Raw genomic sequence first — 26,694 nt, 5'->3', positions numbered from 1 at the left:
CCGGCGTTCCGAATGACAACAGACGCGGCGCACGCCGCGCCTGTTTTACTTTAAACCAATACTTTTTTCAGCCAGGCGCCGATGGCGTCGATTTCTTCCTGGCACAGCGAGTGCTGCATCATGTATTCGTGCCATTCCACCTTGTAACCCATGCCGGTGAGCAAGTCGCGCGATTGCTGCGCGCGGGTAATCGGCACCACGGGGTCGGCCGTGCCATGCGCCATGAAGATGGGCGTCTGCAGGCTGGCTGGCGTGCGCTCAAGAGCCGTCTTGTCGGCCAGCGGCAGGTAGCCGGACAGGCACATCAGGCCGGCCAGCGGTTCCGCGTGGCGCAAGCCCGTTTGCAGGGTCATGGCGCAGCCTTGCGAGAAGCCGGCCAGGATGATGCGGCTGGCGGGAATGCCGCGCGCCTTTTCGCGCGCGATCAGCGCTTCGATTTGTCCCTGCGAGGCGCGCAGGCCAGCCTCGTCTTCGCGGCGCACGAGGTCGTTCACGAGGATGTCGTACCAGGCGCGCATCACGTAGCCATTGTTGATGGTGACGGGCATGGTGCCGGCGCTGGGGAAAATGAAGCGGATGGCGGGGCAGCCGCGCAAATCGAGTTCTTTTACCAAGGGCACGAAATCGTTGCCGTCGGCGCCCAGGCCATGCATCCAGATGATGGAAACGGTGGGATTCGGTGCGCTGTCGAGTTCTATGGTTTCCAGCAAGGTGCTCATGTATTTTCCTCAGGTAATGGTTGCGCCGGACGCAGCGCCGATTTGGGACGGAAGGCCTTGCAGATGGCCGGGTCGGTTTCCATGTAGGGGCCACCGATGAGATCGATGCAATACGGCACGGCGGCAAAGATGCCGTTCACCAATTGATTTCCATCAACATCCTTCAAGCCTTCCAGGGTTTCCTTGATGGCTTTCGGCTGGCCCGGCAAGTTCATGATCAGGCAAGCGCGCTCGGGCGTCTCGCGGATCACGGCCACCTGGCGCGACAGGATCGCCGTCGGCACGAATTGCAGGCTGATCTGGCGCATCTGTTCGCCGAAACCGGGCATTTCCTTGGTTCCGACGGTCAAGGTCGCATCCGGCGTCACGTCGCGCCGCGCCGGGCCCGTGCCGCCCGTCGTCAGGATCAGATGGCAGTGATTCAGGTCGACCATGTCGATCAGGGTGTTTTCAATCTGCGAGCGCTCGTCCGGAATCAGGCGTTTTTCCAGGCGGAAAGGCGTGCGGATGGCGGCGGACAGCCAGCTTTCCAGGGCCGGGATGCCCAGGTCTTCATACACGCCGCCGCTGGCGCGGTCGGAGATCGACACGAGGCCGATAATCAATTCGTCTTCTATCGTGGTCATGGGGCACCTGTCTATGTCGTAAAAAAACCGGGCTGATCCCGGTTTTTCGCTACTTTCGGGGTCTGACCCGCGGGTCTGACCCAGTTTTTTACTCGTCGTCTTCGCCTTCAACGCCATCTTCGTCGGCATCTTTCTTGCCGCTGTTGTTCTTCTTGGCGATCTCTTTCAAGATCTGGAAGATTTCGCGGTAGGCTTTCGGCGGCTTGTTCTCGGCTTGCTCCTTGCGGGCATTGCGGATCAGGGTGCGCAGATGCTGCACGTCCAGTTCCGGGTTTTCCGACAGCAAGACGGTCAGGGCCTTGTCATCCGTCAAGAGTTTGTCGCGGCGGCGCTCCATCGCGTGCATATTGGCCGTGTCGGCTTTCGACAAGCCTTTCCAGCTATCGATGGTGCGTTGGATGGCGGCAACTTCTTCTTCATCCAGGGTGCGCATTTTCTTGCCCACGTATTGCAGCTGGCGGCGGCGGCCTTCGTGATCCTTGATTTGCTGGCATTCGAGAATGGCGTCGCGCACGTCTTCCGGCATCGGGACGCGCTTGACGCGGTCACGTGCCTCATTGACGAGTTCTTCGCCCAGCTTTTGCAGGACGGTCATCTGGCGCTTGAGTTCCGACTTCGACGGACGTTCATATTCCTGTTCGAATTCGGTGGATTGGAAGCCGCAAGCTCCCCGGTTTGGATTTGGCATGATAAGGCGGGATTGGCCGCGTAGGCCGCACCTGTAAACTGTAAACGACTGCTATGATAACCTTTTTAGCGGCTTTCCGAAGAAAACAGCGCATGAACGACTCCGTATTTACCCATAGTCAAGAGCAATTGCAGCAACTGGCCCGTGATGTGTTGTCTTTTGCGCGGGAAGCGGGCGGCACCGACGCTGCCGTCGAAGTCAGCGAAGGCGGCGGCCTGTCCGTTTCTGTACGAAAAAGCAAGATCGAAACGATCGAGCAAAACAAGGACAAGGGCATGGGCGTGACCGTGTTTGTCGGCAAGAAACGCGGCAATGCCAGCACCTCCGACTTTTCGCCGTCCGCCCTGCGCGCCACGGTGGACGCCGCCTACAATATCGCCCGCTTCACGGCCGAGGACGATTGCGCGGGCCTGGCCGATGCGGACATGCTGGAAATGTCTCCCCGCGATTTGCAATTGTGCTATCCCTGGCTCATTTCGACCGAGGAAGCCGTCGCCCTGGCCCAGCGGGCCGAAGCGGCCGCGTTTGCCGTCGACCCGCGCATCACGAACAGCGAGGGCGCCAGCGTGCACGTACAGCAATCGCACTTTGTTTCCGCCAATTCGCGCGGCTTCATCGGCGGCTACCCGTTTTCGCGCCATACGCTGTCCGTGGCACCCATCGCCGGCAAGGGTGCGAAGATGCAGCGCGACGACTGGTATTCGTCCGTGCGCGACCCCGCCAAGATGTCGAGCCCGGAAGCCATCGGTCGCTACGCCGCCGAGCGCGCCCTGTCGCGCCTGAATGCGCGCAAGCTGGGCACGCGCACTTGCCCCGTGCTGTTCGAGGCGCCGCTGGCGGCTGGTTTGCTGGGTACCTATGTGCAAGCGACCTCGGGCGGCGCCCTGTACCGCAAATCCACGTTCCTGATCGATTCCCTGGGCACGCAAGTGCTGCCGTCGCACGTGCAGATCTTCGAAGACCCGCATGTGATCGGCGGCGTCGGTTCCGCGCCGTTCGACGAAGAGGGCGTGAAAACCGTCAGCCGCGACGTCGTCAAGGATGGCGTGGTGCAAGGCTATTTCCTGTCGACCTATACGGCCCGCAAGCTGGGCATGCAGACGACGGGCAATGCGGGCGGCTCGCACAATCTGTACCTGACCTCGAGCCTGACGGCCGCCAGCGACGATTTCAGCGCCATGCTGAAAAAGCTGGGCACGGGCTTGCTGGTGACGGAACTGATGGGGCAGGGAACCAATTACGTGACGGGCGACTATTCGCGCGGCGCCTCCGGTTTTTGGGTGGAAAATGGCGTGATCCAGTATCCGGTGGAAGAAATCACCATCGCCGGCAACATGAAGGACATGCTGCGCAACATCGTTGCCGTGGGCGCCGACGTCTTGCGCCGCGGCACCAAAGAGACGGGTTCCATCCTCATCGAGAGCATGGTGGTGGCCGGCGGCTGAGCGCTTGCCTGCCCGCCGCGGCAACGCCGGGCAGGCGCCCCACGCTTTACTGCTGGACTTGATAGCCATCCGTCAGGGTGGCCAGGAACTTCACCATATCCTCGATCTCGCCCGCCGTCAGCGCGGGCGCCATGCCGCGCTTGCGGTCGAACGGCGCTTCGCTGACGTTCACGTTGGCGCGGTATCTGGCGGGTAGGTCATTGAATTTCTGCACTTTTCCCCGCTTGTCGCGCGGATACCATTCTTGTGGATGCGTATCGCGCCGCACGTAAAAACGCAGGGCATCCGTCAGGTTGTCAAACACGCCATTATGAAAAAACACCTGGCGCGTGGCCACATTGCGCAGGCTGGGCACCTTGAAGGCGCCGCATAACGCTGTTTTTGTTGCCAGGTCCGTGCGGTCGGGGCCGCACAAGCCCAGGTCGAAGTAGGCGGAATCGGCGGTGGCGGGAATGCGCGTATTGCGCGGCACGCCCAGATTGTCGAAACTGAAGTCCGTAAACAAGGGCGGTGCGCCATGTTCGCCCCGCACGCTGGGGTGGCAAGCGGCGCAATTGCCCTTGCGTTCATCGTTGAACAGGGCCAGGCCCCGCAATTCCGCGAGCTCCAGCGGAACCTTGTTGGCCAGGTAGAGGTCATATTTGGAATCGTAGCGGTGGAAGTCCGGCTCTTCCTGCTGGAATTGCTGCAAGGCATAGGTGATACGGCGGAATGCCTGTTGCGGTTGCGCAAAGATGGCGTCGCCAAAGACGTGCCGGAATGCTTCTGCGTAACTGCCGTTGCGCAGCCGTTCCACCACTTCATCCGTGCTGGCATTGGCCATTTCGTGAGCTGCCAGGAAAGGCCGTTCCGCCTGTTCCGCCAGGCTGGCGGCGCGGCCGTCGCGGTTGATGCCGCCGTTGGGCGCGCCCTCCTCGTCAAAACGGAAGGGCGGATTGTGTTCCAGGTAGCGCAGCGATGGCGTGGCGCGGTAGCCGTGCGTCTGGCCATCGGCCCCTCCCAGTTGCACGGCCAGCTTGTTGGCTGGCGCGTAAGCATGGGCCGGGTCATGGCAACTGGCGCACGACTGCTTGCCCGAGGCGGACAGGCCGGCATCGTGGAAGATGCGCTGCCCCAGCTGTGCGGCAGGGCTGAGTTCGGCCGCCGTGCCCGGCATGCCGTACGCGCCAAGAAACAAGAATATGCACACGTGTGCAAATCGGGTCGGTGAAAATCGCGCCTCAGCGCGTGGCTGGTCTTTGATGGTCATAGGTGGGGTCGCTATCGGCAAGGGGAGGGACAGGCAATGCTGCGCCCAGTATAGGCAGCAATGGCCGGTGTGGCAACGATTTGCGATGCTGCGCTGCGCCATGGCGGTGCCGCCCGCCGTGCCAGAGGGCGGCACGGGCGGCTGGCTGCGGCTCGGTCAGTATTGTTCCCACTCGCCTTCCTCCGCCATGGCGGGTGCGGCGCTCTTGCGGCTGGCGGGCGCCTGGGCGACGAGACGGGGCCGGACCGCCTTGGTGGCTGCGGGCTGTGGCGCCGGCTTTGGCGCCGGCCGCGATGCTGGCGCGGTGGCTGGCAGCGCCTGCGTGCCGTCGAGCTTGAACACGCTGACGGCTTCGGCCAGGATGCCTGCCTGATCCTGCAGCGCTTCGGAGGCGGCAGCCGCTTCTTCCACGAGGGCGGCATTTTGCTGGGTCACGGCATCCATTTCCGTGATGGCCTGGTTGATCTGTTCAATCCCCGCTTCCTGTTCGTTGCTGGCGGACGTGATCTCGGCCATGATGTCCGTGACGCGCCGCACGCTATTGACGATCTCTTCCATCGTGCTGCCCGCCTGGTTCACGAGGGTGCTGCCGAGACTGACCTGGTGCACGGAATCATCGATGAGGATCTTGATTTCCTTGGCGGCGGAGGCGGAGCGGTGGGCCAGGTTGCGCACTTCCGTGGCTACCACGGCAAAGCCCCGTCCCTGTTCGCCCGCCCTGGCCGCTTCCACGGCCGCATTCAGGGCCAGGATATTGGTCTGGAAGGCAATGCCGTCGATGACGCTGATGATGTCGACGATTTTCTTCGACGAGGCATTGATGGAGTCCATGGTCGTGATCACTTCCGCCACCACCTGGCCGCCCTTGCTGGCCACGCTGGAGGCCGATTGCGCCATCTGGTTGGCCTGGCGCGCGTTTTCGCCATTCTGTTTGACGGTCGACGTCAGTTCTTCCATCGACGAGGCCGTTTCTTCCAGCGAGCTGGCTTGCTGTTCCGTGCGCGAGGACAGGTCCATATTGCCGGAGGCGATTTCACGCGAGCCATGGGCGATGGCATCCGTGCCATGGCGCACGCGGGCCACGATGCCTTGGAGATTGTCGTTCATGTCTTTCAGGGCGCGCAGCAGCAGGCCCGTCTCATCGCTGCCGCGCGCGTCGATGCTGACCGACAAGTCGCCGGCCGCCACCCGTTGCGCCACCTTGACGGCTTCGGCGATGGGCCGGCTGATGGAACGGCTGATCAGGACGGCCAGCGCGATGGCAATGGCCGTCGCCGCGATGGACAGGGACAAGGTCAGGATGATGGCCATGCGCCCATCGGCGGTGGCTTGCTTGCCTTCGCTTTCCATCAGCGATTCCTGGAAGCTGGCCATGGCCGCCAGAGCCGTCAAGAATTTTTCTTGCGGATAGCGCAGCTGCGTCAACAGGAAGATGCCCGCCGTTTCCGATTTGCCTTCTTGTAACAGCTTGATATTCGCATCGCGCGTCCTGGCATAGCTTTCGCGGCTGGTCATCACGGCCTGGAGCAGTTCCTGGCCCTTGGGCGTATTGATCATGGTTTTCAGGCGCGCCAGCAGCTCCGCGTTCTTTTTGATCGAGGCCTGAATCTTGGTCACGGAACTGCTGACTTCGTCGGCATCGTTGGCGCCGATGATGGCGATGCTCAGCAGGCGGGCCTGGATATTGACCTCGGACTGTATCGTATTCGACAGCATGACCTTGACGTAGCGGTCGTTGAGAATTTTTTCCGTCGAGGTGTTGATGTTGCGAATGCGGCTGACGGAAACAAATGCCACCATGGCAAGCAGGACAATGATCAGGCCGAAACTGCAGGCCAGGCGGGTGCTGATTTTAAGCTTAGACATAGGTCATTCATCCTCGGCGAAAAGCGGAAAGCGTGCGCAGGGAATCGTCCCGCGGACAGGCGGTGTCCATTCAAGACGATGCTGATGCGGTCAGTTTGCGTTACAGAAAGCTAATTCGGCAGGGACAAGGCCGTGGATGCGTATTGCCGGTGGCCGGGAAGTCATGGCGACCCGCCCGGCGAGATATTCTTGCGGGGCCGCGCAGCGTGGCGCGGCCCGATTCTGTTGCTTAGTGTAGGACGATAATTTCTGGCAAGCAAGATGTTAAGAAAAAAATCTGCTCGGCCAGCAACGCTTGTCGTGCGGTCAAAAAAAAGCCCCGGCGAGCGGGGCATGGGATCAGGCGGGCCGTATCGGCCCTGGCGCTCAGGCGCGCAAGGTGGACAGGATAGGCTGCAGCACGGCCGCGCCCAGTGCGGCGCTGCGGGCGCCGCTCCAGCCCGTTTGCGGGTCGGGATCGTTGGCGTTGTCCTTGAACGGCAATTCCAGGGTCAGCGACAGGCAGCCGAAAGCGTGCGTGATGTGGGGCGAGCCCATGGTCAGCACTTCCGGCGTGAACGGGCCGTCTTCATAGCCATGCTCATCCTGGAAGTCGGGGCTGGCCACCTTGAAGTCGGCGATGAAGCGCTCTTGCTCGGCTTTTTGTGCTGGCGTGAAATTTTCCAGCGCATCGCTGCCGGCCACGAAGACGTAGGGCAAGCCTTCGTCGCCATGCACGTCGAGGAACAGGTCGCAACCGATTTCATGCATTTTCTGTTTCACCAGGAATACTTCCGGGCTGCGCTCCATGGTCGGCGTCATCCATTCGCGGTTCAGGTTGGCGCCGGCCGCGTTGGTGCGCAGGTTGCCGTGCACGGAACCGTCCGGGTTCATGTTCGGCACCACGTAGAAGACGGCGTCCTGCAGGCACTGGCGGGCAAAGGGATTGGCCTGGTCCAGCAAGGCTTCAAGCATGCCTTCGACAAACCACTCGGCCATCGTCTCGCCCGGATGCTGGCGCGCGATGACCCAGACTTTTTTCTCGGCATCGGCGTCGCCGACGACCAGCAGATTCATGTCGCGGCCTTCCACCGTGCTGCCCAGGTCGATCAGGCGCACGAGCGGCGACGCTTGCGCGCTGTCGATCAGGGCCAGGTGGCGGTCCCATGGGTACGGTTCGAAATAGGCGTAGTAGACGCTTTCTTCCTCGGGGGTGTGTTCGATGGTCATCACCGTGCCGTCAAAGCTGGTCGGCACGCGGAACCAGGTTTCGCGGTCGTAGCTGGCCACGGCCTGGTAATCTTTCCAGCCGTCCGGGTAGGCTGACTTGCCTGCGTTCATGAAGCGGATCGTGCACGCCTCGCCTTGCGCGCCTTGCAGGCGGAAATAAAACCACTGCGTGATGTCGGCGTGGGAATCCTTGCGGATGTTCAGCTCGATGGATTGGGCATCGTCGGCGCGCAGCACCTCGATCGCGCCGGCGTCGAATTGCTGGCTGATTTTAATGGTCATGAGTGTTCCTGATAAAAACATATGGGTTTTGCATCGTGTGCAATGGCGCGATGATACCCGTTTTAGCCACGCCTTTGTGCTGGCGCAAACGACGACGGACGTGCTTTGCTAACGTGGAAGCTCCGACATGGGGAGATCATCATGGACGACCATAGCAACCACATACGCGAACTGGAAAAGAAAATCAGCGCCCTCAGCGACGCCCTGGCGCACCTGGGCAAGGGCACGACCTTGCAGGAATTGCTGCGCATCATACGTTTCCCCGGCTATACCACGCCTGCCGAGTTCACCTTCAACGCCGCCATCCTTGACACCATGCTGGTGCAGGCCAATGCGTTGGAAAAGCTAGGGCAGGATTTGCTGGCAGGGGCCAAGCAGGTGGTGGCAAAACAGTGAGCAGGCGGTGACTTACAACACCTAGTAAAACCGTAGCGAGCGGAAGGGAGTTGTGGTTGAGAAGCGCAACTGTACGAAGGTACAGTGAGCATCGCAGGCCGCAAATACCGACGCGCAGTAGGTTTTGATAGGTGTTCTTATTCCTGAACGCCTGAAAAATGGCCAGGGCAAGGCGCAGGGCCGCAGGCAGTACGAACGTACGCCCAGGCCCTGCAACGCCGCCATGGACGTTTTATCAGGTGTTCAGTCCGCCAAAACGTTCAAAAAACCACGGCTCCACGTCGGGCACATGCTCATCCTCGCGCCGCAGGGTGGCCAGGATATGTTCCTCGGCGGCCGCATGGGTGATGCGGTACAGGTCGCGCGCCAGCGCATAGGCTTGCGTGCCGGGCCACGGTTCGGGCAGCAGTTCGACGGGCAGTTGCGGGTCGTGTAATTGCACGCGACGGTAGGCGTGCGTCAGCAGCGAGCGGATGACGAAGGCTTGCTCCGCATCGAAGACGGGCGCTTCCTGTAGCAGGGTCAGCAGGGGCAGGAAGCTGGCGATGAATTTTTCGTAGCCGGCCATCACTTCCGACAAGTCCCAGCATTCGCCCACCATGTCGCGCAGGGGGCGCGTGCTCACGCCAGGCAATTCGGTGGTGTGGCAGACATACAGCTTGCCCTGTACCTCGTTGCGCACGAGGATATCTTCCAGCGCTTCCGTATTGCTGGCCGGGTGGCCGAAGATGCCCGGGGAGATCAAGCCATAGCCGGCCCATAACAATTCCTTGCGCAGCGCCCCCCGTTCGGCCGCGCCGATGCTGCCGGCCGGGCCGATCACCAGGGTCCAGCTGCCATCCCAGTGCACCACCAGCGGCGCATAGATGCGGCGGTAGGCGCGTTCGAAGCGGGCCAGCGCCTCCGGGCGTATCGTATAGGCGCTGCGGCGGCCGTCGCGTTGCGAGCTGAGCCAGCCTTCCTGCGCCAGGCGGAACACGCTGGTGCGTAATAAACGGTCATTCACGCCGAACGGCGCCAGCAGTTCGATCAGGCTGCCCAGCCAGATGGCGCCGCCGCGCGGCACGATGGCGTCGCCGAAAATCGTCATCACCAGGGACTTCGAGCGCGGTGGGTCGCTTTCCAGGAAATCGGCTATCCATGCCGTGCAGCGGGTGTTCTTCATGTGGTTCCGGTCTGGCCGTGTTGCGGTCGGTTCAATAAAAGCAGCAGTTTACTTGGCTGCGCGGGTAGCGCGGCAATAATTTGCCGGAAGCGCAGGGGGCGCTCCGTAGTGTTTTCTGATAAGCAATATCATACGCACAAAAAAGCTGCACAAGATACGATTTTTTAAAATGACTCACATCAAGTGTATGCAAATCGTTTTTTGTATCGTATTATCTGTTCATCGCACCGCGTTACTGCGCAAAATCAAAGACATGGGAGACAGATCATGTACGCACAAATGGTTGAAACCGGCCTCAAGAACGTCCGCTCCATCGACGACATGGGCCAGGAAGAGCGCGCTTTCCAGGCGCGCATCGACGAAGGCATCAAGATCGAGGCCAAGGACTGGATGCCGGACGCCTACCGCAAGACCCTGATCCGCCAGATTTCGCAGCACGCGCACTCGGAAATCGTCGGCCAATTGCCTGAAGGTAACTGGGTCACGCGCGCGCCGACCCTGAAACGCAAGTCGATCCTGCTGGCGAAGATCCAGGACGAAGCGGGCCACGGCCTGTACCTGTACAGCGCTGCGGAAACCCTGGGCGTTTCGCGCGACGACTTGCTGGCCGCCTTGCACTCGGGCAAAGCCAAGTATTCCAGCATCTTCAACTATCCCACCCTGTCGTGGGCCGACATGGGCGCCATCGGCTGGCTGGTCGACGGCTCCGCCATCATCAACCAGATTCCCCTGTGCCGCTGCTCCTACGGTCCGTATGCGCGCGCCATGATCCGCGTCTGCAAGGAAGAATCGTTCCATGCGCGCCAGGGCTACGACATCATGATGTCGCTGTGCAAGGGCACTCCCGAGCAGAAAGCCATGGCGCAGGATGCCTTGAACCGCTGGTGGTGGCCATCGTTGATGATGTTCGGCCCGTCCGACGCCGCCTCCGTCAACAGCGCCCAATCGGCGCAATGGCGCATCAAGCTGTTTTCGAACGATGAATTGCGCCAGCGCATGGTCGACCAGACCGTGCCGCAAATCGAATACCTGGGCCTGACCGTGCCCGATCCCGACCTGAAGTTCAATGCGGAAACGGGCCACTATGAATTCGGCGAGATCGACTGGTCCGAGTTCAACAATGTCCTGAAGGGCAATGGCCCGTGCAACAGCGAACGTTTGCAAACGCGCGTGAAAGCGTATGAAGACGGTGCATGGTTCCGCGATGCCTTGGTCGCGTATGCAGACAAGCAAGCCGCTAGCAAAGCGGCAGCCTGAAATATCTATAAAAGGGGATAGCAACATGAGCAAAGAATGGCCATTGTGGGAAGTGTTCATCCGCAGCCAGCACGGCCTGGCGCACAAGCATGTGGGCAGCCTGCACGCTTCCGACGCCGCCATGGCGGTCAACCATGCGCGCGACGTTTACACGCGCCGCAATGAAGGCGTGAGCATCTGGGTGGTGCGCGCGGCCGATATCGTCGCCAGCAGCCCCGGCGACAAGGGCGCCCTGTTCGAACCGTCGAACAGCAAGGTGTACCGCCATCCCACCTTCTTCCCGATGCCGGAAGAAGTCAAGAATCTGTGATGGGAGCGCCTGCAATGGATGACAAGGTCAACTACCTCCTGCGTCTGGGCGACAATGCCCTGATCCTCAGCCAGCAGCTGTCGCAGCTGTGCGGCAAGGGCCCGGCACTGGAAGAAGACATGGCGCTGACCAACGTGTCGTTGGACTTGCTGGGCCAGACGCGCTTGTGGTTCAGCTATGCGGCCGAACTGGAAAACGCCGGCCGCGACGAGGACGACATCGCCTTTTTGCGCGACGCCCACGACTTCAAGAACTGCCTGCTGGTCGAACAGCCGAACGGCAATTACGCCGACACCATGATGCGCCAGTTCTTCTTCGACAGTTGGCACTACTTCCAGCTGCTGGAACTGACAAAATCGGCGGATGCCCGCATCGTCGACGTGGCGCAAAAATCGATCAAGGAAGTGACCTATCACTTGCGCCGCAGCGGCGACCTGATCGTGCGTCTCGGCGACGGCACGGCGGATAGCCACGCCAAGACGCAGGCGGCCGCCGACAAGCTGTGGATGTACACGGGCGAGATGTTCAAGTACGACGCCGTTGACCAGGCCATGGTTGCCGCCGGCATCGCGCCGCCATCGGACGTGCTGCGCCGGGCCTTCCTCGAACACGTGGCCGAGATCTTCGCCGAAGCGACGCTGGTCATGCCGGCGCCCGACGCCTGGATGCAAAAGGGCGGCAAGCAGGGCACGCACACGGAGCACCTGGGTTTTATTCTGGCCGAGATGCAGTTCCTGCAGCGCGCCTATCCCGGGGCAGAGTGGTAATGAACACGGCCGGTGGCGCCGCGGCGCTGGACGCGGCACAGGTCTGGGCCTGGCTGGGCGAGGTGCCCGACCCGGAAATCCCCGTAATCTCGGTGGTGGACCTGGGTATCGTGCGCGCCGTCGACGTCACGGACGTCGATGCCTGCATCGTGACGATCACGCCCACGTATTCGGGCTGCCCGGCCATGCAGGTGATCGCCGATGCCGTCACCGATGCCTTGCGCAGCCATGGCGTGGCCAGGGTGACGCTGGTGAACCAGCTGGCGCCCGCCTGGACCACGGACTGGATGAGCGAAGCGGGCAAGGCCAAGCTGAAAGGCTATGGCATCGCCCCGCCGCAGCAGCAGGTGATCGACATCAGCGGTTTGCGTGGTGGAGTCAAGCGCCAGGCCATGCCCAAGCTGGACGTGATCTGCCCGAACTGCGGCTCGACGCATACGCAGCTGACCAGCCAGTTCGGCTCCACGCCGTGCAAGGCACTGTACAAATGCCTGGCTTGCCGCGAACCGTTTGACTACTTCAAGTGCCACTAAAAAAATCAGGCACACGTTCCGAAGAAACTGGAGATGAAGCATGAGTAAATTTTATCCGCTGTCCGTGGCCAACGTGCGCAATGAAACGCGCGACACCATCGCCGTCACGTTCGACGTGCCAGCGGAACTGCAGCAGCAGTTCCGCTTCCAGCAGGGCCAGCACCTGACCCTGCGCGCCAATATCAATGCGGAAGACGTGCGCCGTTCGTATTCCATCTGTTCGGCGGTGCAGGACGGCACCCTGCGCGTGGCCATCAAGCGCACGCCGGGCGGCGCCTTTTCCACCTGGGCGAACGATACCCTGAAAGCCGGCGCGACTATCGAGGTGATGCCGCCCATGGGCCACTTCAACGTGCCGCTCGATTGCGTCAACCGCAAGCACTACCTGGCGTTTGCGGCCGGCAGCGGCATCACGCCCATCCTCTCCATCATCAAGACGACTCTGCTGACGGAACCCCTGAGCCGTTTCACCCTGTTCTACGGCAACCGCGCCTCGTCGTCCGTCATCTTCAAGGAAGAATTGACGGATTTGAAGGATGTGTACCTGGAGCGCTTGAACCTGGTGTACGTGATGAGCCGCGAGCAGCAGGACATCGAATTGTTCAACGGCCGCATCACGCAGGAAAAATGCGAGCAATTCCTGCAGCACTGGATCAAGGTCGAAGACTACGACAACGCCTTCATCTGCGGCCCGGAAGACATGATGCTCGGTGTCTCCGCCGCCCTGCAGGCAGCCGGCATGCCCAAGCAGAACATCAAGGTCGAACTGTTCGCCGCCAGCATCCCGAAAAACGCCCACAAGCCACGCGCCCAGCTGGCTGCGGATGCGGTGCAGGAAACGGAAGTGACCGTCATCATGGATGGCAACCACACCACCTTCACGATGGACAAGGACAAGGAATCCATCCTCGACGCGGGCCTGCGCCATGGGCTGGACATGCGCTACTCGTGCAAGGGCGGCGTGTGCTCGACCTGCCGCTGCAAGATCCTCGACGGCAAGGTCGAGATGGACGTCAACTACGCGCTGGAAGACTACGAAGTGGCGCGCGGCTTCGTCCTCAGTTGCCAGAGTTTTCCATTGACCGACAAGGTCGTGGTGGACTTCGACCAGGCTGAATAAAGCCGGCGCAGGGCTGACGCCCTGCCGTATCCATTACAAAAGCGAGACGCCATGACCTACCAAAACATCCTCTTCACCATCGAGCAGGGTATCGCCACTCTGACCCTGAACCGTCCCGACAAGCTCAATAGCTTTACGCAAGCCATGCACGAGGAAGTGCGCGACGCGATTGCGCAAGTGAACGCCGACAGCACCGTGCGCGTCTTCGTGCTGACGGGCGCGGGCCGCGGCTTTTGCGCGGGCCAGGATTTGTCCGACCGCGCCGTGGAACCGGGCTCGAAGGGCGTGGACCTGGGCGAGTCGGTGGAAAAAAACTATGCGCCGCTGGTGCTGGCCTTGAAAGCCTTGCCTATGCCCGTGATTTGCGCCGTCAACGGCGTGGCCGCGGGCGCGGGCGCCAACCTGGCGCTGGCCTGCGACATCGTCATCGCCGGCAAGTCGGCCAGTTTCGTGGAAGTGTTCTGCAAGCTGGGTCTGATCCCGGACACGGGCGGCACCTTCTTCCTGCCTCGCCTGATCGGTTCGGCGCGCGCCATGGGCCTGGCCATGCTCGGTGAAAAACTGACGGCGGAAAAAGCGGAAGACTGGGGCCTGATCTGGAAATGCGTGGACGACGCGCAGCTGGCGGAAGAGACGCGCAAGCTGGCCGTGCACTTTTCCACGGCGCCGACCAAGGGCCTGGCGTATACCAAGCAGGCGCTGGCCGCCAGCGGCGCCAATACCCTGCCGCAGCAGCTTGCGCTGGAAGCGCGCATGATGAGCGATCTCGGTAACAGCGACGATTACCGCGAAGGCGTGGCCGCCTTCATGGAAAAACGCACACCGCAATTCAAGGGACATTGATATGACCGCATTGGCAAACAACAGTATCGTCGCCGTCATCGGCAGCGGCGCCATGGGCGCCGGCATCGCGCAGGTGGCCGCCGCCGCCGGTTACCGCGTCAAACTGTACGACACGCGCGCAGAAGCCGTCAGCAAGGCCTTGCTCGATATTGGCAAGATGTATGCGAAGCTGGCCGAAAAGGGCCGCATGACGGCTGACGATGCGGCAGCCGCCACGGCGCGCCTGCAGGCGGCCGGCAGCCTGGCCGATGTGAGCGATGCATCCTTGGTGGTGGAAGCCATCGTGGAAAATCTCGACGTCAAGCGCGGCCTGTTCGCGGAACTGGAAGCGCTGGTCAGCGACGACTGCATCCTGGCGACGAATACCTCGTCGATCTCCGTCACGGCCATCGCCACCAAGCTGCGCCGCCCGGAACGCCTGGTCGGCATGCACTTCTTTAATCCCGTGCCCCTGATGGCGCTGGTCGAAGTGATCAGTGGCCTGGCCACCAGCGAGCAGGTTGCCGCCACCGTCTACGACACGTCTATCGCCTGGGGAAAAAATCCCGTGCATGCGAAATCGACGCCCGGCTTCATCGTCAACCGTGTCGCCCGTCCGTTTTATGCGGAAGGCTGGCGTTTGCTCAATGAACAGGCAGGCGACGCCGCCACCATCGATGCCGTGCTGCGTGAAGCGGGCGGTTTCCGCATGGGGCCATTCGAGCTGATGGATCTGATTGGCCATGACGTCAATTTCTCCGTCACGCAATCCGTGTTCGGCGCCTATTTCAACGACCCGCGCTTCACGCCGTCCGTGCTGCAGCAGGAAATGGTCAACGCCGGTTTCCTGGGCCGCAAGTCGGGCCGTGGTTTTTATCAGTATGGTGAAGGCGCGGCTGCCCCTGTCGCGCAGGCGGAAGCCCCGCAGCCGAAGCCGGAATTCGTCGCTCTGTCGGCCGCCATCGGCGGTGATGGCCGTGGTCATAGCGGCATCATTCGCAGCCTGGTGCAGCGGCTGGAGCAGGCTGGCATCACGGTCAGCCGCCGGGTGACGCAGGAAGGCCAGACACACGACGAAGCGCCGGCCCTGCATTGCCATGGCGCCGCGATTTATCTGACCGATGGCCGCAGCGCCACCCAGCGCGCGCACGACAACCAGCATCCGGACACGGTGCTGTTCGACCTGGCGCTCGATTACGCCGGTGCCAAGCGCATCGCCGTGGTCCGCGCCGACCAGTGCAGCGACGCCGCCTACGCGGCCGTCGTCGGCCTGTTCCAGGCGGCCGGTTTCATCGTCACGCGGCTGGACGACGTGCCTGGCCTGGCCGTCATGCGCACGGTCGCCATGCTGGCCAACGAGGCGGCCGACGCCGTCAACCAGGGCGTGTGCACGGCGGATGCCGTCGATATCGCCATGCAGAAGGGCGTCAATTACCCGCGTGGACCGCTGGCCTGGGCCGATGCGGTCGGCGTTCAACAGATCGTGACCGTGCTGCACCACCTAGCGCAAGGCTATGGCGAGGACCGCTACCGGGTCTCGCCGCTGCTGCGTCGCAAACTCGCCAATGGAGCCCAGTTTCATGCATAAGGAACACCCTATCCACGCTGCCCAGGCCTTGGCCGAAGCAGCCGCCGCCTCCATGCTGTCGCGCGATAACGCCACTGCCGCCATGGGCATCGCCCTGGCCGACGTGGGCCCCGGCCATGCGCGCATGACGATGACGGTGCGCGCAGACATGCTCAATGGCCACCAGACCTGCCACGGCGGCTTTATCTTCGCCCTGGCCGACAGCGCCTTCGCCTTCGCCTGCAACAGCTACAACCTGAACACCGTGGGCGCCGGCTGCACCATCGACTACCTGGCGCCAGGCCGCGAAGGCGACGTGCTGACGGCGCACGCCGTCGAACAGGCGCTGGCGGGAAAAAGCGGCGTCTACGACGTCAAGGTCAGCAATCAGGAAGGCCGCGCCATCGCGCTCTTCCGCGGCAAGTCGATCCGCGTGGCGGGCGAAGTCATACAAGAGCAGGCTTGAACTGCCAGTACCGATTGAACAGTTAAAGAATTAAACAGGAGACAATGATGGTCCAACGAATTCCCGCCCCGAATGACCTCGAGCCGATCGAGCGCGCCAGCAAGGATGAACTGCAGGCGCTGCAGCTCGAACGCATGAAATGGACGCTCAAGCACGCGTATGACAACGTGCCCCATTACCGCGCCGCTTTTGACGAAGCGGGTGTGCATCCGGACGACCTGAAGTCCCTGGCCGACCTGTCGAAATTCCCGTTCACCGATAAAAAAGTCTTGCGCGACAATTACCCGTTTGGCCTGTTCGCCGTGCCGCGCGAGCAAGTGGTGCGCATCCACGCGTCCAGCGGCACCACGGGCAAGGCCACGGTGGTCGGCTACACGCAGAACGACATCGATACCTGGGCCAACGTGGTGGCGCGCTCGATCCGCGCCGGCGGCGGCCGCGCGGGCGACATGGTGCATATCTCCTACGGCTACGGCCTGTTCACGGGCGGCCTGGGCGCGCACTACGGCGCCGAGCGCCTGGGCTGCACGGTTATCCCGATGTCCGGCGGGCAGACGGAAAAGCAAGTGCAGTTGATCCAGGATTTCAAGCCATCGATCATCATGGTCACGCCGTCCTACATGCTCAACATCATCGAGGAGTTCACGCGCCAGGGCCTGGACCCGGCCGAATCGTCGCTGAAGGTGGGCATCTTCGGCGCGGAACCGTGGACGGACGCCATGCGTTCGGAAATCGAGGCGCGCGCCGGCATCGACGCCGTCGACATCTATGGCCTGTCCGAAGTGATGGGGCCTGGCGTGGCGTCCGAATGCATCGAAAGCAAGGATGGTCCCGTCATCTGGGAAGACCATTTTTATCCCGAGATCATCGATCCCGAAACGGGCGAAGTGCTGCCGGATGGCGAGGAGGGCGAACTGGTCTTCACCTCGCTGTCGAAGGAAGCGCTGCCTGTCATCCGCTACCGCACGCGCGACCTGACCCGCTTGCTGCCGCCCACCTCGCGCTCCATGCGCCGCATCGGCAAGATCACGGGCCGCTCGGACGACATGCTGATCATCCGCGGCGTAAACGTCTTCCCCACCCAGATCGAAGAGCTGATCCTCAAAATGCCGAAGCTGGCGCCGCAATACCAGCTGGTGGTCACGCGCGACGGCCACCTCGACAAGCTCGAAGTCATCGCCGAGCTGCGCATCGACCTGACCGCCACCATCTCGTCCAGCGAAACGGATGCCCTGGCGCGCGAGCTGGAACACCGCATCAAGACGCACGTGGGCGTGAGCACGCGCGTGCGCCTGGTGGCCGCTGCCGGCATCGAACGCACCCTGACGGGCAAGGCCCGCCGCGTGGTCGACCAGCGCCCGAAGATTTTCTCCTGATAGCCCGAACAAGGAAGCAAACATGAACGAAGCCTTTATCTGTGACGCCGTGCGCACACCTTTCGGCCGCTACGGCGGTGCACTATCCAGCGTGCGCGCCGACGATCTGGGTGCGCTGCCGATTGCCGCGTTGATCGCCCGTAACCCGTCCGTCGACTGGTCCGCCATCGACGACGTGTTCTACGGTTGCGCCAATCAGGCGGGCGAGGACAACCGCAACGTGGGCCGCATGGCCGCGCTGCTGGCCGGCTTGCCTGCGGCGGTGCCGGGCAATACCATCAACCGCCTGTGCGGCTCCAGCCTGGACGCCGTCGGCATGGCGGCCCGCTCCATCAAGGCGGGCGAGGCGGAGCTGATCATCGCCGGCGGCGTGGAAAGCATGACGCGTGCGCCTTTCGTGATGGGCAAGGCCGACAGCGCGTTCTCGCGCGCGGCGAAAATCGAAGACACCACCCTGGGCTGGCGCTTCGTCAATGGCAAGATGAAAACGCAGTACGGCATCGACACCATGCCGGAAACGGCGGAAAACGTGGCCGTGGAATTTGGCATCAGCCGCGCCGACCAGGACGCGCTGGCCTTGCGCAGCCAGCAGCGCTGGGCCGCCGCCAACGCGGCTGGCGTGTTCGATCGCGAAATCGTGCCCGTCGCCGTGCCGCAAAAAAAGGGCGAGCCGAAGATGGTGACGATGGATGAACATCCGCGTCCGGACACCTCGCTGGAAATGCTGGCGAAATTGAAAGGCGTGGTGAAAGCGGACGGCACGGTCACGGCCGGCAATGCCTCGGGCTTGAACGACGGCGCCTGCGCGATTTTGCTCGCGTCCGCCGCCGCCGTCGATAAATACAAATTGACGCCCCGCGCAAAGGTGCTGGGCATGGCCACAGCCGGCCTGGCACCGCGCATCATGGGCTTTGGTCCCTCGCCGGCGTCGCGCAAGGTGCTGGCGCAGACGGGACTCACCATCGGGCAGATGGACGTCATCGAACTCAATGAAGCGTTTGCGGCGCAGGCGCTGGCCGTCACGCGCGACCTGGGCCTGGCCGACAATGCGGCCCACGTGAACCCGAATGGCGGGGCGATTGCCATCGGCCATCCGCTGGGCGCATCGGGCGCGCGCCTGGTGATGGCGGCATTGAACCAGCTGGAGCGCACGGGCGGGCGCTATGCGCTGTGCACCATGTGCATCGGCGTGGGGCAGGGTATTGCCGTGGTGATTGAACGCGTATAAAAAAGTAGAAAAACAAAAAAGGCGCAGGCTTGTAAAAAAGCGCCAATATTAATTGACCGTAGTGCCAACCTGGTGGAGACCACAATGATTGCCAATATCTTCAAGAAAACCCTGATCGCCGGCGTGCTGGCCATGACTGCCGCGGGTGCGTACGCGGCCGACAACATCAAGATCGGTTCCGTGCTGTCCGTCACGGGTCCGGCCGCCTTCCTGGGCGACCCGGAACTGAAAACCCTGCAGCTGTACATCGAGAAAATCAATGCGGCCGGCGGCGTCCTGGGACGCAAGCTGGAACTGGTGCACTACGACGACGGCAGCGATGCGGCCAAGGCCAACGGTTTTACCAAGCGCCTGATCGAGTCGGACAAGGTCGACGTGCTGATCGGCGGCACCACCACGGGCGCGACGATGGCGATGGCGCCGCTGGTGGAGCGCGCCAGCGTGCCGTTCATTTCGCTGGCGGGCGCCGTGGTAATCATCGATCCGGTCAAGAAGTGGGTCTTCAAGACGCCGCATACGGACCGCATGGCGGCCGAGAAGGTGTTCGAGGACATGAAGAAGCGCGGCATCAGCAAGGTGGGCCTGCTGTCGGAAACGAGCGGCTTCGGCGCCTCGGGCCGCAAGGAATCGCAGATCGTCGCCTCGAAATACGGCATCACGCTGGTGGCCGATGAAACCTACGGTCCGAAAGACACGGATATCACGGCGCAGCTCACGCGCATCAAGAATACGGCTGGCGTGCAGGCCGTCTTCGTCTTCGGCCTGGGCCAGGGCCCGGCCGTGGTGACCAAGAACTACGGCCAGCTGGGCATGGCCGCGCTGCCGCTGTACCAGTCGCATGGCGTGGCGTCGGACGAATACCTGAAGCTGTCGGGCAAGGCCGCCGAAGGCGTGCGCCTGCCGACGCCGGCCCTCTTGATCGGTGCCATGCTGCCCGATAGCGACGCGCAGAAGGCCATCGTCGTCGGCTACGACAAGACGTATAAAGAGCGCTACAAGATCGATCCATCAACCTTTGGCGGCTATGCGCTCGATGCCCTGAACCTGTCGGTGGACGCCATCAAGCGCGCCGGCGGCACGGACCGCGAAAAAGTGCGCACGGCGCTGGAGCAGACCAAGGGTTTTGTCGGCACCACTGGTGTCTTCAACATGTCGGCCAAAGACCACATGGGCCTGGATCTGTCGGCTTTCCGCATGGTGCAAGTGAAGAACGGCGAATGGCAATTGTCGAAGTGATGTAAGCCAGAGTACCTGCGCGAGGCCGCCCTCGAAGACGGCCCGCGCATAGCCGAACATAATGGAGACACCATGGAAGTCGCTCAATTTCTACAATTTCTGTATTCCGGGATGACGGTCGGTTCCGCCTACGCGCTGGCGGCGCTGGGCTTTACCATCATCTACAACACCAGCGGCGTGATCAATTTCGCCCAGGGCGAATTCATCATGCTGGGCGGGATGCTGGCCGCCGTGATGTCGGCCGCCGGCGTGCCGCTGCCGCTGGCCATCATCCTGGCCGTCGTCGCCACCGGCATCGTTGGCCTGCTGATGGAAAAAACCGTGATCGAACCGGCGCAAAATGCGCAGGTCATCACCCTCTTGATCATCACCATCGGCGCTTCCCTCGTGCTGCGCGGCCTGGTGCAAATCTGGCTGGGCAAGGATACGCACTCGCTGCCGGCCTTTTCCGGCGACGCACCGATTGAATTTTTGGGCGCCAGCCTGCTGCCGCAAAGCCTGTGGGTGCTGGGCGTGACGGTCGTCATCGTGCTGGTGCTGGGCTGGTTCTTCGGCCGCACGCTGATGGGCAAGGCCATGCTGGCCACCTCGCACAACAAGCTGGCCGCGCAACTGGTGGGCATCAACACGCGCAAGGTGCTGCTGTTCTCGTTCGGCCTGTCGGCTCTGCTGGGCGCGGCGGGCGGCATCCTCGTCGCACCGATCACGTACACGTCCTATGACGCGGGCATCATGCTGGGCCTGAAAGGCTTTGTCGCCGCCGTATTGGGTGGCTTGGGCGGCGGCGCGGGCGCGATTGCCGGCGGCCTGATCCTCGGCATCGCCGAAGCCATGACGGCCGGCTACATCTCGTCGGCCTACAAGGATGCGGTACCGTTCGTGCTGATTTTATTGATCCTGTTCTTCCTGCCGCAAGGCTTGTTTGGCGCTAAAAATTCGGAGCGTGTATGAAGAATTTACTCACTCGCTCGCGCCATGGCGGCTTGCTGGTACTGGCGCTGGTGCTGGCCATCCTGCCGCTGTTCCTCAGCAATGCGTTCTACTATGACGTGGCGATCCGCATCGCGCTGAACGCCATCGTCGTCATCGGCCTGAACCTCTTGATGGGCTATACGGGCCAGATCAGCCTCGGCCACGCCGGTTTCTACGGCCTGGGTGCATATGCGTCAGCCGTGCTGACCACGCACTACAACTGGCCGCCGCTCGCTGCCCTGGCCGCCGGCGCCGTCGCCACGGGCTTGCTGGCATTGCTGCTGGCCCGTCCCGTGCTGAAACTCAAGGGCCATACGCTGGCCATGGCGACCCTGGGCCTGGGCATCATCATTTCCATCGTCATCAACAACGAGACGCAATGGACGGGCGGCCCGGACGGCATCGGCGTCGCCGCCTTCAGTGTCGCCGGCCTGGAAATCGCCGGTGAAAAATCGTGGTACCTGGTGTGCGCCGTGCTGCTGTTGCTGGTCACGTGGCTGGCGCTGAACCTGATCGATTCGCCTGTCGGCCGCGCGCTGCAGGCCATCCACGGTTCGGAAGTGGCGGCGCGTGTGGTCGGCGTCGATACGACGCGCTTCAAGGTGCGTGTGTTCGTGCTGTCGGCCGTCATCGCCAGCATCGCGGGCAGCATCAGCGCCCATTACATCGGTTTCATCACGCCCAACCTGGCCGGCTTTTTCCATTCGATCGAACTGGTGACGATGGTGGTGGTGGGCGGCATGGCGTCGATCTTCGGCTCCATCATCGGCGCGGCGCTGCTGACGATCCTGCCGCAACTGCTGTCCAGTTTTGAAGGCTGGGAAACGGTGGTGTTCGGCGTGATCCTGATGGCCACCATGATCTTCATGCCCAAGGGGTTGGTGCCGAGCCTGGCCAGCCGTTCGCGCAAGCGGGCCGCCACGCCGAAGGCGCCCGTCAAAGCTGAGCAGGAGGTGTGAGATGCTGACGATTAATAATCTGAGCAAGAGCTTCGGCGGCGTGCACGCGGTGCAGGACGTGAGCTTCACCGTCAAGGAAGGCAATATCCACTCCGTGATCGGGCCGAACGGCGCCGGCAAGACGACCCTGTTCAACCTGATCACCGGTGTCTACACGCCGACCAAGGGCGAGATCCTGCTCAATGGCGAGAACGTGGCCGCCATGCCGCCCGATGCGCTGGCGCGGCGCGGCATGAGCCGCACCTTCCAGAACCTGCAGGTGTGCATGAACATGACGGCCATCGACAATGTGATGGTGGGCGCGCACCTGCGCCTGAACCAGAACCTGTTCGCCTCCATGCTGCGTTTGCCGTCCGTGCGCCGCGCCGATGCGGCTTGCCGCGACGAAGCGGCGGGCCTGATGGAGTTTGTCGGCGTGGGCCGGCATATCGATGACGAGGCGGGGCAGATGTCGTATGGCGCGTTAAAGCGCCTGGAAATCGCCCGCGCGCTGGCGGCCAAGCCGAAGGTGCTGCTGCTCGACGAACCGGCGGCGGGCTTGAACCACACGGAAACGGGCGAGATCGAAGTCCTGATCCGCAAGGTGGCGCAATCGGGCGTGACGGTGGTGCTGGTCGAGCATGACATGAAACTGGTGATGAATTTGTCGGACCATATCCTGGTGCTCGACTATGGCAAGAAGCTGGCCGAAGGGACCGCCGCCGAAGTGCGCGCCAATCCCGACGTGGTGGCGGCATACCTGGGAGTGGCGGCATGATGAAGATGGAAAAACCTCAGACACCGCTGGTGCTCGATATCGCCGGCCTGACCAGCCATTACGGCCGCATCCAGGCCCTGCACGGCATCGACCTGCAAGTGCGCCAGGGCCAACTGGTGGCGCTGGTGGGCGCGAATGGCGCCGGCAAGACGACCCTGCTGCGGGCGATTTCCGGCGTGCAGCCGATCAGCGCCGGCAGCATCGCCTTCGCCGGCCAGGATGTCAGCCGCATGAGCGCCGACAAGCGCGTGCGCAGCGGCATCTGCCAGGTGCCGGAAGGGCGGCAAGTGTTCGGCCCCATGACGGTGGAAGACAATCTGCGCCTGGGTGCCTTTACGCGTCCGGCGCAGGACGTGGCCGGCGACATGGAGCGCATGTACGGCCTATTCCCGATCCTGAAGGAAAAGCGCCTGCTGCTGGCCGGCACGCTGTCCGGTGGGCAGCAGCAGATGCTGGCCATGGCGCGCGCGCTGATGGGCCGCCCGCAACTGCTGCTGCTCGATGAACCGAGCATGGGCCTGGCGCCGCTCCTGATCGCGGAAATCTTCCGCATCGTGGCCGAGCTGCGCGACCAGGGCATCACCATCTTCCTCGTCGAGCAGAACGCGCACGCGGCCCTGTCGATCGCCGATGTGGGCTATGTGATCGAGACGGGCGCCATCACCTTGTCCGGTCCCGGTCCCGAGTTGCTGCACAACGAGCAGGTACAGAGCGCGTACCTGGGTATGTGAAGACGTAGGTCGGATTAGCGGGGGCGCCGAGCCGCTTGCGCGTAATCCGACATCAGCCGCTACGGCTGGCAATAATGTTTTGGAGAGCAACATGGTCAAAGTCTACGAAATCAACGGCGTCACCCCCGTCGTCCACCCCAGCGCCTATGTGCACCCGTCGGCCGTGCTGATCGGCGACGTGATCGTCGGCCCGCGCTGCTATATCGGCCCGCTGGCCTCGATCCGCGGCGATTTCGGCCGATTGATCCTGGAAGAGGGCGCGAACCTGCAGGATACCTGCGTCATGCACGGTTTCCCCGGCTGCGACACGGTGGTCGAAGTCGACGGCCATATCGGCCATGGCGCCGTGCTGCACGGCTGCCGCATCGGCCGCAACGCGCTCGTCGGCATGAACGCCGTGGTGATGGATAACGCCGTCATCGGCGAGGAATCCATCGTCGCCGCCATGAGTTTCGTCAAGGCGGGCATGATCGTCGCGCCGCGCAGCATGGTGGTCGGCACGCCCGCCAAGATCATCCGCGCGCTGACCGACGATGAAATCAAATGGAAAAGCTCGGGCACGGGCCAGTACCACGAACTGGCCGTGCGCTCGATGCAAACGATGCGCGAAGTGGAAGCCCTGACGCAAGTCGAGGCTAACCGCCAGCGTCTCAATTTCGAATCGGCCTTGCCGCTGCATTTGCACAAGAACGCTGCGGCGCAGTAAAAACCTACATAGGAGTAAACCACATGGCTCACATATCCACCCTGCAAAGCCTGATCGCCGGCCGCTGGCTGGGCGAAAGCGCCGCCGTGCCCCTGCACAGCGCCTTGAACAACCGCGTGATCTATCACACGCATGCGGAAAAGATCGACTTCGACGAAGCCGTCACGTATGCGCGCAGGACGGGCGTGCCGGGCCTGATGGCGCTGGATTTCCAGCAGCGCGCCGCGCGCCTGAAGGCGTTGGCCCTGTACCTGGTCGAGCGCAAGGAAGAACTGTATGCGATTTCGCATCTGTCGGGTGCCACGCGCGCCGACAGCTGGGTCGACATCGAAGGCGGCACGGGCACCCTGTTCGCCTACGCCAGCATGGGCAGCAACGAGCTGCCGTCGTCGAACGTGCTGCACGAAGGCCCGGCCATTGCGCTGGGCAAGAAGGGCGGTTTCGCCGGCACGCATATCCTGGTGCCGCGCGGCGGCCTGGCCGTGCACATCAACGCCTTTAACTTCCCCATCTGGGGCTTGCTGGAAAAATTCGCGCCAAGCTTCCTGGCGGCCATGCCCTGCATTGCCAAGCCGGCCACGGCGACGAGCTATCTGACGCAGGCCGTCGTGCGCATGATGCACGAATCGGGCTTGCTGCCGGCCGGCAGCCTGCAACTGGTGATCGGCTCCACGGGCGACTTGCTGGATCGCTTGAATGGCCAGGATTTCGTCACCTTCACGGGATCGGCGGCCACGGCCGCCAAGCTGCGCACCAATCCGAACCTGATCGCCCAGTCTGTGCCGTTCAACGGCGAAGCCGATTCGCTCAACTGCGCCATCCTGGCGCCGGACGTCACGCCGGACGATGTGGAATTCGACCTGTTCGTCAAGGAAGTCGTGCGCGAGATGACGGGCAAGTCGGGCCAGAAGTGCACGGCCATCCGCCGCATCATCGTGCCGCAACACTTGATGGATGCCGTCGGCACGCGCTTGCGCGAGCGCCTGGCCAAAGTGGTGGTGGGCGATCCGTCCATCGAAGGCGTGCGCATGGGCGCGCTGGCGTCGAAGGAACAGCAGAATGACGTGGCCGAGCGTGTCGCCACCCTGTCGCAGGGTAATGAAGTGGTGTTCGGCGTGGCCGACGGTTTTAGTCCTTTGGGCGATGGCGCCCTTGACGGCAGCTTCTTCTCGCCGACTTTGCTGCTGTGCCGCGACGCCTTCGGCAACGACGCCGTGCATGACGTGGAAGCGTTCGGCCCCGTCAGCACCATGATGGGTTACAAGGATATCGATGAAGCGCTGGCCCTGGCCGCGCGCGGCAAGGGCAGCCTGGTGAGCACCCTGGTGACGCGCGATCCGAAGATCGCCGCACGCGTGGTGCCGCAAGTGGCGGCCACGCATGGCCGCGTGCACGTACTTGAGCGCGTGGCCTCCGTCGACTCGACGGGCCATGGCTCACCGCTGCCGCAACTGAAGCACGGCGGCCCTGGCCGCGCGGGCGGCGGCGAGGAACTGGGCGGCGTGCGCGCCGTGCGCCACTACCTGCAACGGGCGGCCGTGCAAGGCTCGCCGACCATGCTGGCGGCCATCACGGGTGAATACGTGCGCGGCGCGGACGTCAACGAAAGCCCGATCCACCCGTTCCGCAAGCACTTCGAGGACTTGAAGACGGGCGACTCGCTGCTCACGCACCGCCGCACCATCAGCGAAGCGGACATCGTCGCCTTCGGCGGCATCTCAGGCGATTTCTTCTACATGCACTTCGATGAAATCGCCGCGAAGGAATCGCAGTTCGGCAAGCGCATCGCCCACGGCTACTTCGTGCTGTCGGCCGCCGCCGGCCTGTTCGTCTCGCCCGGCGTCGGTCCCGTGCTGGCCAACTACGGTCTGGACAACCTGCGCTTCGTCGCTCCCGTCGCCATCGGCGACACCATCCGCGCGCGCCTGACGTGCAAGCGCAAGGTCGACCGCAACCGCAAGGACGTATTTGGCGTGGGACAGGGCGTGGTCGCTTGGGACGTGCAGGTGACCAATCAGAACGAGGAATTGGTGGCCAGCTACGACATCCTGACCCTGGTGTCCAAGCGCGAATAAGCTTCAGACGCAAGACTGCCTGCATCGGCGCCGCCCGCGATCATCGCGCGGGTGGCGCTTTTTTTATCCGGATTCTTTTCGTCTTGAATTATCCATAAGTGTATGAAAAATATAGGCTAAGTGTGGTTTTGCACGGCGTGCTATTTAGATAAACCCCTCTAGAACGC

Annotated in this window: 26 protein-coding genes; 19 read left to right on the top strand and 7 right to left on the bottom strand. The window is 62.7% G+C overall.

What is annotated here, in order from left to right:
- Positions 1-50: 50 nt before the first annotated feature.
- The 3 genes from IGS61_RS07365 to yjgA all read right to left on the bottom strand — a co-directional run bounded on the left by IGS61_RS07365 (position 51) and on the right by yjgA (position 2,033).
- Positions 51-719, bottom strand: a complete 669-nt coding sequence (locus IGS61_RS07365; protein ID WP_230538991.1) for an alpha/beta hydrolase — start codon at positions 717-719, stop codon at positions 51-53.
- A complete protein-coding gene (mog, locus tag IGS61_RS07360; RefSeq protein ID WP_230538990.1) occupies positions 716-1,345 on the bottom strand; it encodes a molybdopterin adenylyltransferase in 630 nt (209 codons plus the stop codon). The genes IGS61_RS07365 and mog overlap by 4 nt, the downstream gene beginning before the upstream one ends.
- Before the next feature lie 88 nt (positions 1,346-1,433).
- Complete coding sequence (yjgA, locus tag IGS61_RS07355) at positions 1,434-2,033, bottom strand: ribosome biogenesis factor YjgA (protein ID WP_230538989.1); 600 nt, start codon at positions 2,031-2,033, stop codon at positions 1,434-1,436.
- Between the two features lie 92 nt (positions 2,034-2,125).
- Between yjgA and pmbA the strand changes: the two genes are divergently transcribed.
- Positions 2,126-3,478 (top strand): metalloprotease PmbA, encoded by a 1,353-nt coding sequence (gene pmbA / locus IGS61_RS07350; protein WP_230538988.1) that lies wholly within the window; start codon positions 2,126-2,128, stop codon positions 3,476-3,478.
- Between the two features lie 46 nt (positions 3,479-3,524).
- Here the strand turns inward: pmbA and IGS61_RS07345 are convergent, their stop codons facing one another.
- The 3 genes from IGS61_RS07345 to IGS61_RS07335 form a co-directional block, all read right to left on the bottom strand.
- Complete coding sequence (locus IGS61_RS07345; RefSeq protein WP_230538987.1) at positions 3,525-4,667, bottom strand: cytochrome-c peroxidase; 1,143 nt, start codon at positions 4,665-4,667, stop codon at positions 3,525-3,527.
- Positions 4,668-4,883: 216 nt separating this feature from the next.
- Positions 4,884-6,593: a methyl-accepting chemotaxis protein gene (locus tag IGS61_RS07340; RefSeq protein WP_230538986.1), complete on the bottom strand. Its 1,710-nt coding sequence runs from the start codon at positions 6,591-6,593 to the stop codon at positions 4,884-4,886.
- A 366-nt stretch (positions 6,594-6,959) separates the two neighbouring features.
- Positions 6,960-8,084, bottom strand: a complete 1,125-nt coding sequence (locus IGS61_RS07335; RefSeq protein ID WP_086137170.1) for a M14 family metallopeptidase — start codon at positions 8,082-8,084, stop codon at positions 6,960-6,962.
- A 141-nt stretch (positions 8,085-8,225) separates the two neighbouring features.
- Between IGS61_RS07335 and IGS61_RS07330 the strand changes: the two genes are divergently transcribed.
- Positions 8,226-8,480 (top strand): hypothetical protein, encoded by a 255-nt coding sequence (locus IGS61_RS07330; RefSeq protein WP_230538985.1) that lies wholly within the window; start codon positions 8,226-8,228, stop codon positions 8,478-8,480.
- Positions 8,481-8,715: 235 nt separating this feature from the next.
- On the opposite strand, the gene paaX is transcribed toward IGS61_RS07330, so the two are convergent.
- Positions 8,716-9,645, bottom strand: a complete 930-nt coding sequence (gene paaX, locus IGS61_RS07325; RefSeq protein ID WP_230538984.1) for a phenylacetic acid degradation operon negative regulatory protein PaaX — start codon at positions 9,643-9,645, stop codon at positions 8,716-8,718.
- Positions 9,646-9,912: 267 nt separating this feature from the next.
- Between paaX and paaA the strand changes: the two genes are divergently transcribed.
- From paaA to paaZ, 17 genes are all read left to right on the top strand, one after another.
- Positions 9,913-10,902, top strand: coding sequence for a 1,2-phenylacetyl-CoA epoxidase subunit PaaA (gene paaA / locus IGS61_RS07320; protein WP_230538983.1), 990 nt, complete (start codon positions 9,913-9,915; stop codon positions 10,900-10,902).
- A 25-nt stretch (positions 10,903-10,927) separates the two neighbouring features.
- Positions 10,928-11,212 carry a 1,2-phenylacetyl-CoA epoxidase subunit PaaB gene (gene paaB, locus IGS61_RS07315; RefSeq protein WP_070224239.1) on the top strand — a complete coding sequence of 95 codons (285 nt, stop codon included), beginning with the start codon at positions 10,928-10,930 and terminating at the stop codon, positions 11,210-11,212.
- A gap of 14 nt (positions 11,213-11,226) precedes the next feature.
- The gene (gene paaC / locus IGS61_RS07310) at positions 11,227-11,979 is read left to right on the top strand and encodes a 1,2-phenylacetyl-CoA epoxidase subunit PaaC (RefSeq protein ID WP_230539264.1); all 753 of its coding nucleotides are present in this window, start codon (positions 11,227-11,229) and stop codon (positions 11,977-11,979) included.
- The gene (gene paaD, locus IGS61_RS07305; RefSeq protein ID WP_230538982.1) at positions 11,979-12,512 is read left to right on the top strand and encodes a 1,2-phenylacetyl-CoA epoxidase subunit PaaD; all 534 of its coding nucleotides are present in this window, start codon (positions 11,979-11,981) and stop codon (positions 12,510-12,512) included. The genes paaC and paaD overlap by 1 nt, the downstream gene beginning before the upstream one ends.
- Positions 12,513-12,552: 40 nt before the next feature.
- A complete protein-coding gene (paaE, locus tag IGS61_RS07300; protein WP_230538981.1) occupies positions 12,553-13,632 on the top strand; it encodes a 1,2-phenylacetyl-CoA epoxidase subunit PaaE in 1,080 nt (359 codons plus the stop codon).
- 51 nt (positions 13,633-13,683) lie between these two features.
- Positions 13,684-14,475, top strand: a complete 792-nt coding sequence (gene paaG / locus IGS61_RS07295) for a 2-(1,2-epoxy-1,2-dihydrophenyl)acetyl-CoA isomerase PaaG (RefSeq protein WP_230538980.1) — start codon at positions 13,684-13,686, stop codon at positions 14,473-14,475.
- 1 nt (position 14,476) lies between these two features.
- Positions 14,477-16,042 (top strand): 3-hydroxyacyl-CoA dehydrogenase PaaH, encoded by a 1,566-nt coding sequence (gene paaH / locus IGS61_RS07290; protein WP_230538979.1) that lies wholly within the window; start codon positions 14,477-14,479, stop codon positions 16,040-16,042.
- Positions 16,035-16,487, top strand: coding sequence for a hydroxyphenylacetyl-CoA thioesterase PaaI (gene paaI / locus IGS61_RS07285; protein WP_230538978.1), 453 nt, complete (start codon positions 16,035-16,037; stop codon positions 16,485-16,487). The genes paaH and paaI overlap by 8 nt, the downstream gene beginning before the upstream one ends.
- A 47-nt stretch (positions 16,488-16,534) precedes the next feature.
- Positions 16,535-17,863, top strand: coding sequence for a phenylacetate--CoA ligase PaaK (gene paaK, locus IGS61_RS07280; RefSeq protein WP_230539263.1), 1,329 nt, complete (start codon positions 16,535-16,537; stop codon positions 17,861-17,863).
- A gap of 22 nt (positions 17,864-17,885) precedes the next feature.
- Complete coding sequence (pcaF, locus tag IGS61_RS07275) at positions 17,886-19,091, top strand: 3-oxoadipyl-CoA thiolase (protein ID WP_230538977.1); 1,206 nt, start codon at positions 17,886-17,888, stop codon at positions 19,089-19,091.
- Between the two features lie 84 nt (positions 19,092-19,175).
- On the top strand, positions 19,176-20,327 hold the full coding sequence (locus IGS61_RS07270) for an ABC transporter substrate-binding protein (RefSeq protein ID WP_230538976.1): 1,152 nt from the start codon (positions 19,176-19,178) through the stop codon (positions 20,325-20,327).
- 72 nt (positions 20,328-20,399) lie between these two features.
- Positions 20,400-21,278 (top strand): branched-chain amino acid ABC transporter permease, encoded by an 879-nt coding sequence (locus tag IGS61_RS07265; RefSeq protein WP_230538975.1) that lies wholly within the window; start codon positions 20,400-20,402, stop codon positions 21,276-21,278.
- The gene (locus IGS61_RS07260) at positions 21,275-22,258 is read left to right on the top strand and encodes a branched-chain amino acid ABC transporter permease (protein WP_230538974.1); all 984 of its coding nucleotides are present in this window, start codon (positions 21,275-21,277) and stop codon (positions 22,256-22,258) included. Before IGS61_RS07265 ends, IGS61_RS07260 begins: the two co-directional genes overlap by 4 nt.
- 1 nt (position 22,259) lies before the next feature.
- On the top strand, positions 22,260-23,015 hold the full coding sequence (locus IGS61_RS07255) for an ABC transporter ATP-binding protein (RefSeq protein ID WP_230538973.1): 756 nt from the start codon (positions 22,260-22,262) through the stop codon (positions 23,013-23,015).
- Positions 23,015-23,746 (top strand): ABC transporter ATP-binding protein, encoded by a 732-nt coding sequence (locus IGS61_RS07250; RefSeq protein WP_092796538.1) that lies wholly within the window; start codon positions 23,015-23,017, stop codon positions 23,744-23,746. The genes IGS61_RS07255 and IGS61_RS07250 overlap by 1 nt, the downstream gene beginning before the upstream one ends.
- 91 nt (positions 23,747-23,837) lie before the next feature.
- Complete coding sequence (paaY, locus tag IGS61_RS07245; protein ID WP_046684302.1) at positions 23,838-24,452, top strand: phenylacetic acid degradation protein PaaY; 615 nt, start codon at positions 23,838-23,840, stop codon at positions 24,450-24,452.
- A 23-nt stretch (positions 24,453-24,475) separates the two neighbouring features.
- Positions 24,476-26,527, top strand: a complete 2,052-nt coding sequence (paaZ, locus tag IGS61_RS07240; protein ID WP_230538972.1) for a phenylacetic acid degradation bifunctional protein PaaZ — start codon at positions 24,476-24,478, stop codon at positions 26,525-26,527.
- Positions 26,528-26,694 lie beyond the last annotated feature (167 nt).

Source organism: Janthinobacterium sp. FW305-129 (assembly GCF_020858115.1).
Taxonomy (GTDB): domain Bacteria; phylum Pseudomonadota; class Gammaproteobacteria; order Burkholderiales; family Burkholderiaceae_D; genus Janthinobacterium.
The sequence above is the reverse complement of the archived record's forward strand: the minus strand, read 5'-3'. Positions and strand labels throughout refer to the sequence as shown.

Excerpts from the sequence above, each read along its gene's own strand:
- IGS61_RS07365 (WP_230538991.1), bottom strand. The coding sequence starts at position 719 with ATGAGCACCTTGCTGGAAACCATAGAACTCGACAGCGCACCGAATCCC.
- mog (WP_230538990.1), bottom strand. The coding sequence starts at position 1,345 with ATGACCACGATAGAAGACGAATTGATTATCGGCCTCGTGTCGATCTCC.
- yjgA (WP_230538989.1), bottom strand. The coding sequence starts at position 2,033 with ATGCCAAATCCAAACCGGGGAGCTTGCGGCTTCCAATCCACCGAATTC.
- pmbA (WP_230538988.1), top strand. The coding sequence starts at position 2,126 with ATGAACGACTCCGTATTTACCCATAGTCAAGAGCAATTGCAGCAACTG.
- IGS61_RS07340 (WP_230538986.1), bottom strand. The coding sequence starts at position 6,593 with ATGTCTAAGCTTAAAATCAGCACCCGCCTGGCCTGCAGTTTCGGCCTG.
- IGS61_RS07335 (WP_086137170.1), bottom strand. The coding sequence starts at position 8,084 with ATGACCATTAAAATCAGCCAGCAATTCGACGCCGGCGCGATCGAGGTG.
- IGS61_RS07330 (WP_230538985.1), top strand. The coding sequence starts at position 8,226 with ATGGACGACCATAGCAACCACATACGCGAACTGGAAAAGAAAATCAGC.
- paaX (WP_230538984.1), bottom strand. The coding sequence starts at position 9,645 with ATGAAGAACACCCGCTGCACGGCATGGATAGCCGATTTCCTGGAAAGC.
- paaA (WP_230538983.1), top strand. The coding sequence starts at position 9,913 with ATGTACGCACAAATGGTTGAAACCGGCCTCAAGAACGTCCGCTCCATC.
- paaB (WP_070224239.1), top strand. The coding sequence starts at position 10,928 with ATGAGCAAAGAATGGCCATTGTGGGAAGTGTTCATCCGCAGCCAGCAC.
- paaC (WP_230539264.1), top strand. The coding sequence starts at position 11,227 with ATGGATGACAAGGTCAACTACCTCCTGCGTCTGGGCGACAATGCCCTG.
- paaD (WP_230538982.1), top strand. The coding sequence starts at position 11,979 with ATGAACACGGCCGGTGGCGCCGCGGCGCTGGACGCGGCACAGGTCTGG.
- paaE (WP_230538981.1), top strand. The coding sequence starts at position 12,553 with ATGAGTAAATTTTATCCGCTGTCCGTGGCCAACGTGCGCAATGAAACG.
- paaG (WP_230538980.1), top strand. The coding sequence starts at position 13,684 with ATGACCTACCAAAACATCCTCTTCACCATCGAGCAGGGTATCGCCACT.
- paaH (WP_230538979.1), top strand. The coding sequence starts at position 14,477 with ATGACCGCATTGGCAAACAACAGTATCGTCGCCGTCATCGGCAGCGGC.
- paaI (WP_230538978.1), top strand. The coding sequence starts at position 16,035 with ATGCATAAGGAACACCCTATCCACGCTGCCCAGGCCTTGGCCGAAGCA.
- paaK (WP_230539263.1), top strand. The coding sequence starts at position 16,535 with ATGGTCCAACGAATTCCCGCCCCGAATGACCTCGAGCCGATCGAGCGC.
- pcaF (WP_230538977.1), top strand. The coding sequence starts at position 17,886 with ATGAACGAAGCCTTTATCTGTGACGCCGTGCGCACACCTTTCGGCCGC.
- IGS61_RS07270 (WP_230538976.1), top strand. The coding sequence starts at position 19,176 with ATGATTGCCAATATCTTCAAGAAAACCCTGATCGCCGGCGTGCTGGCC.
- IGS61_RS07265 (WP_230538975.1), top strand. The coding sequence starts at position 20,400 with ATGGAAGTCGCTCAATTTCTACAATTTCTGTATTCCGGGATGACGGTC.
- IGS61_RS07260 (WP_230538974.1), top strand. The coding sequence starts at position 21,275 with ATGAAGAATTTACTCACTCGCTCGCGCCATGGCGGCTTGCTGGTACTG.
- IGS61_RS07255 (WP_230538973.1), top strand. The coding sequence starts at position 22,260 with ATGCTGACGATTAATAATCTGAGCAAGAGCTTCGGCGGCGTGCACGCG.
- IGS61_RS07250 (WP_092796538.1), top strand. The coding sequence starts at position 23,015 with ATGAAGATGGAAAAACCTCAGACACCGCTGGTGCTCGATATCGCCGGC.
- paaY (WP_046684302.1), top strand. The coding sequence starts at position 23,838 with ATGGTCAAAGTCTACGAAATCAACGGCGTCACCCCCGTCGTCCACCCC.
- paaZ (WP_230538972.1), top strand. The coding sequence starts at position 24,476 with ATGGCTCACATATCCACCCTGCAAAGCCTGATCGCCGGCCGCTGGCTG.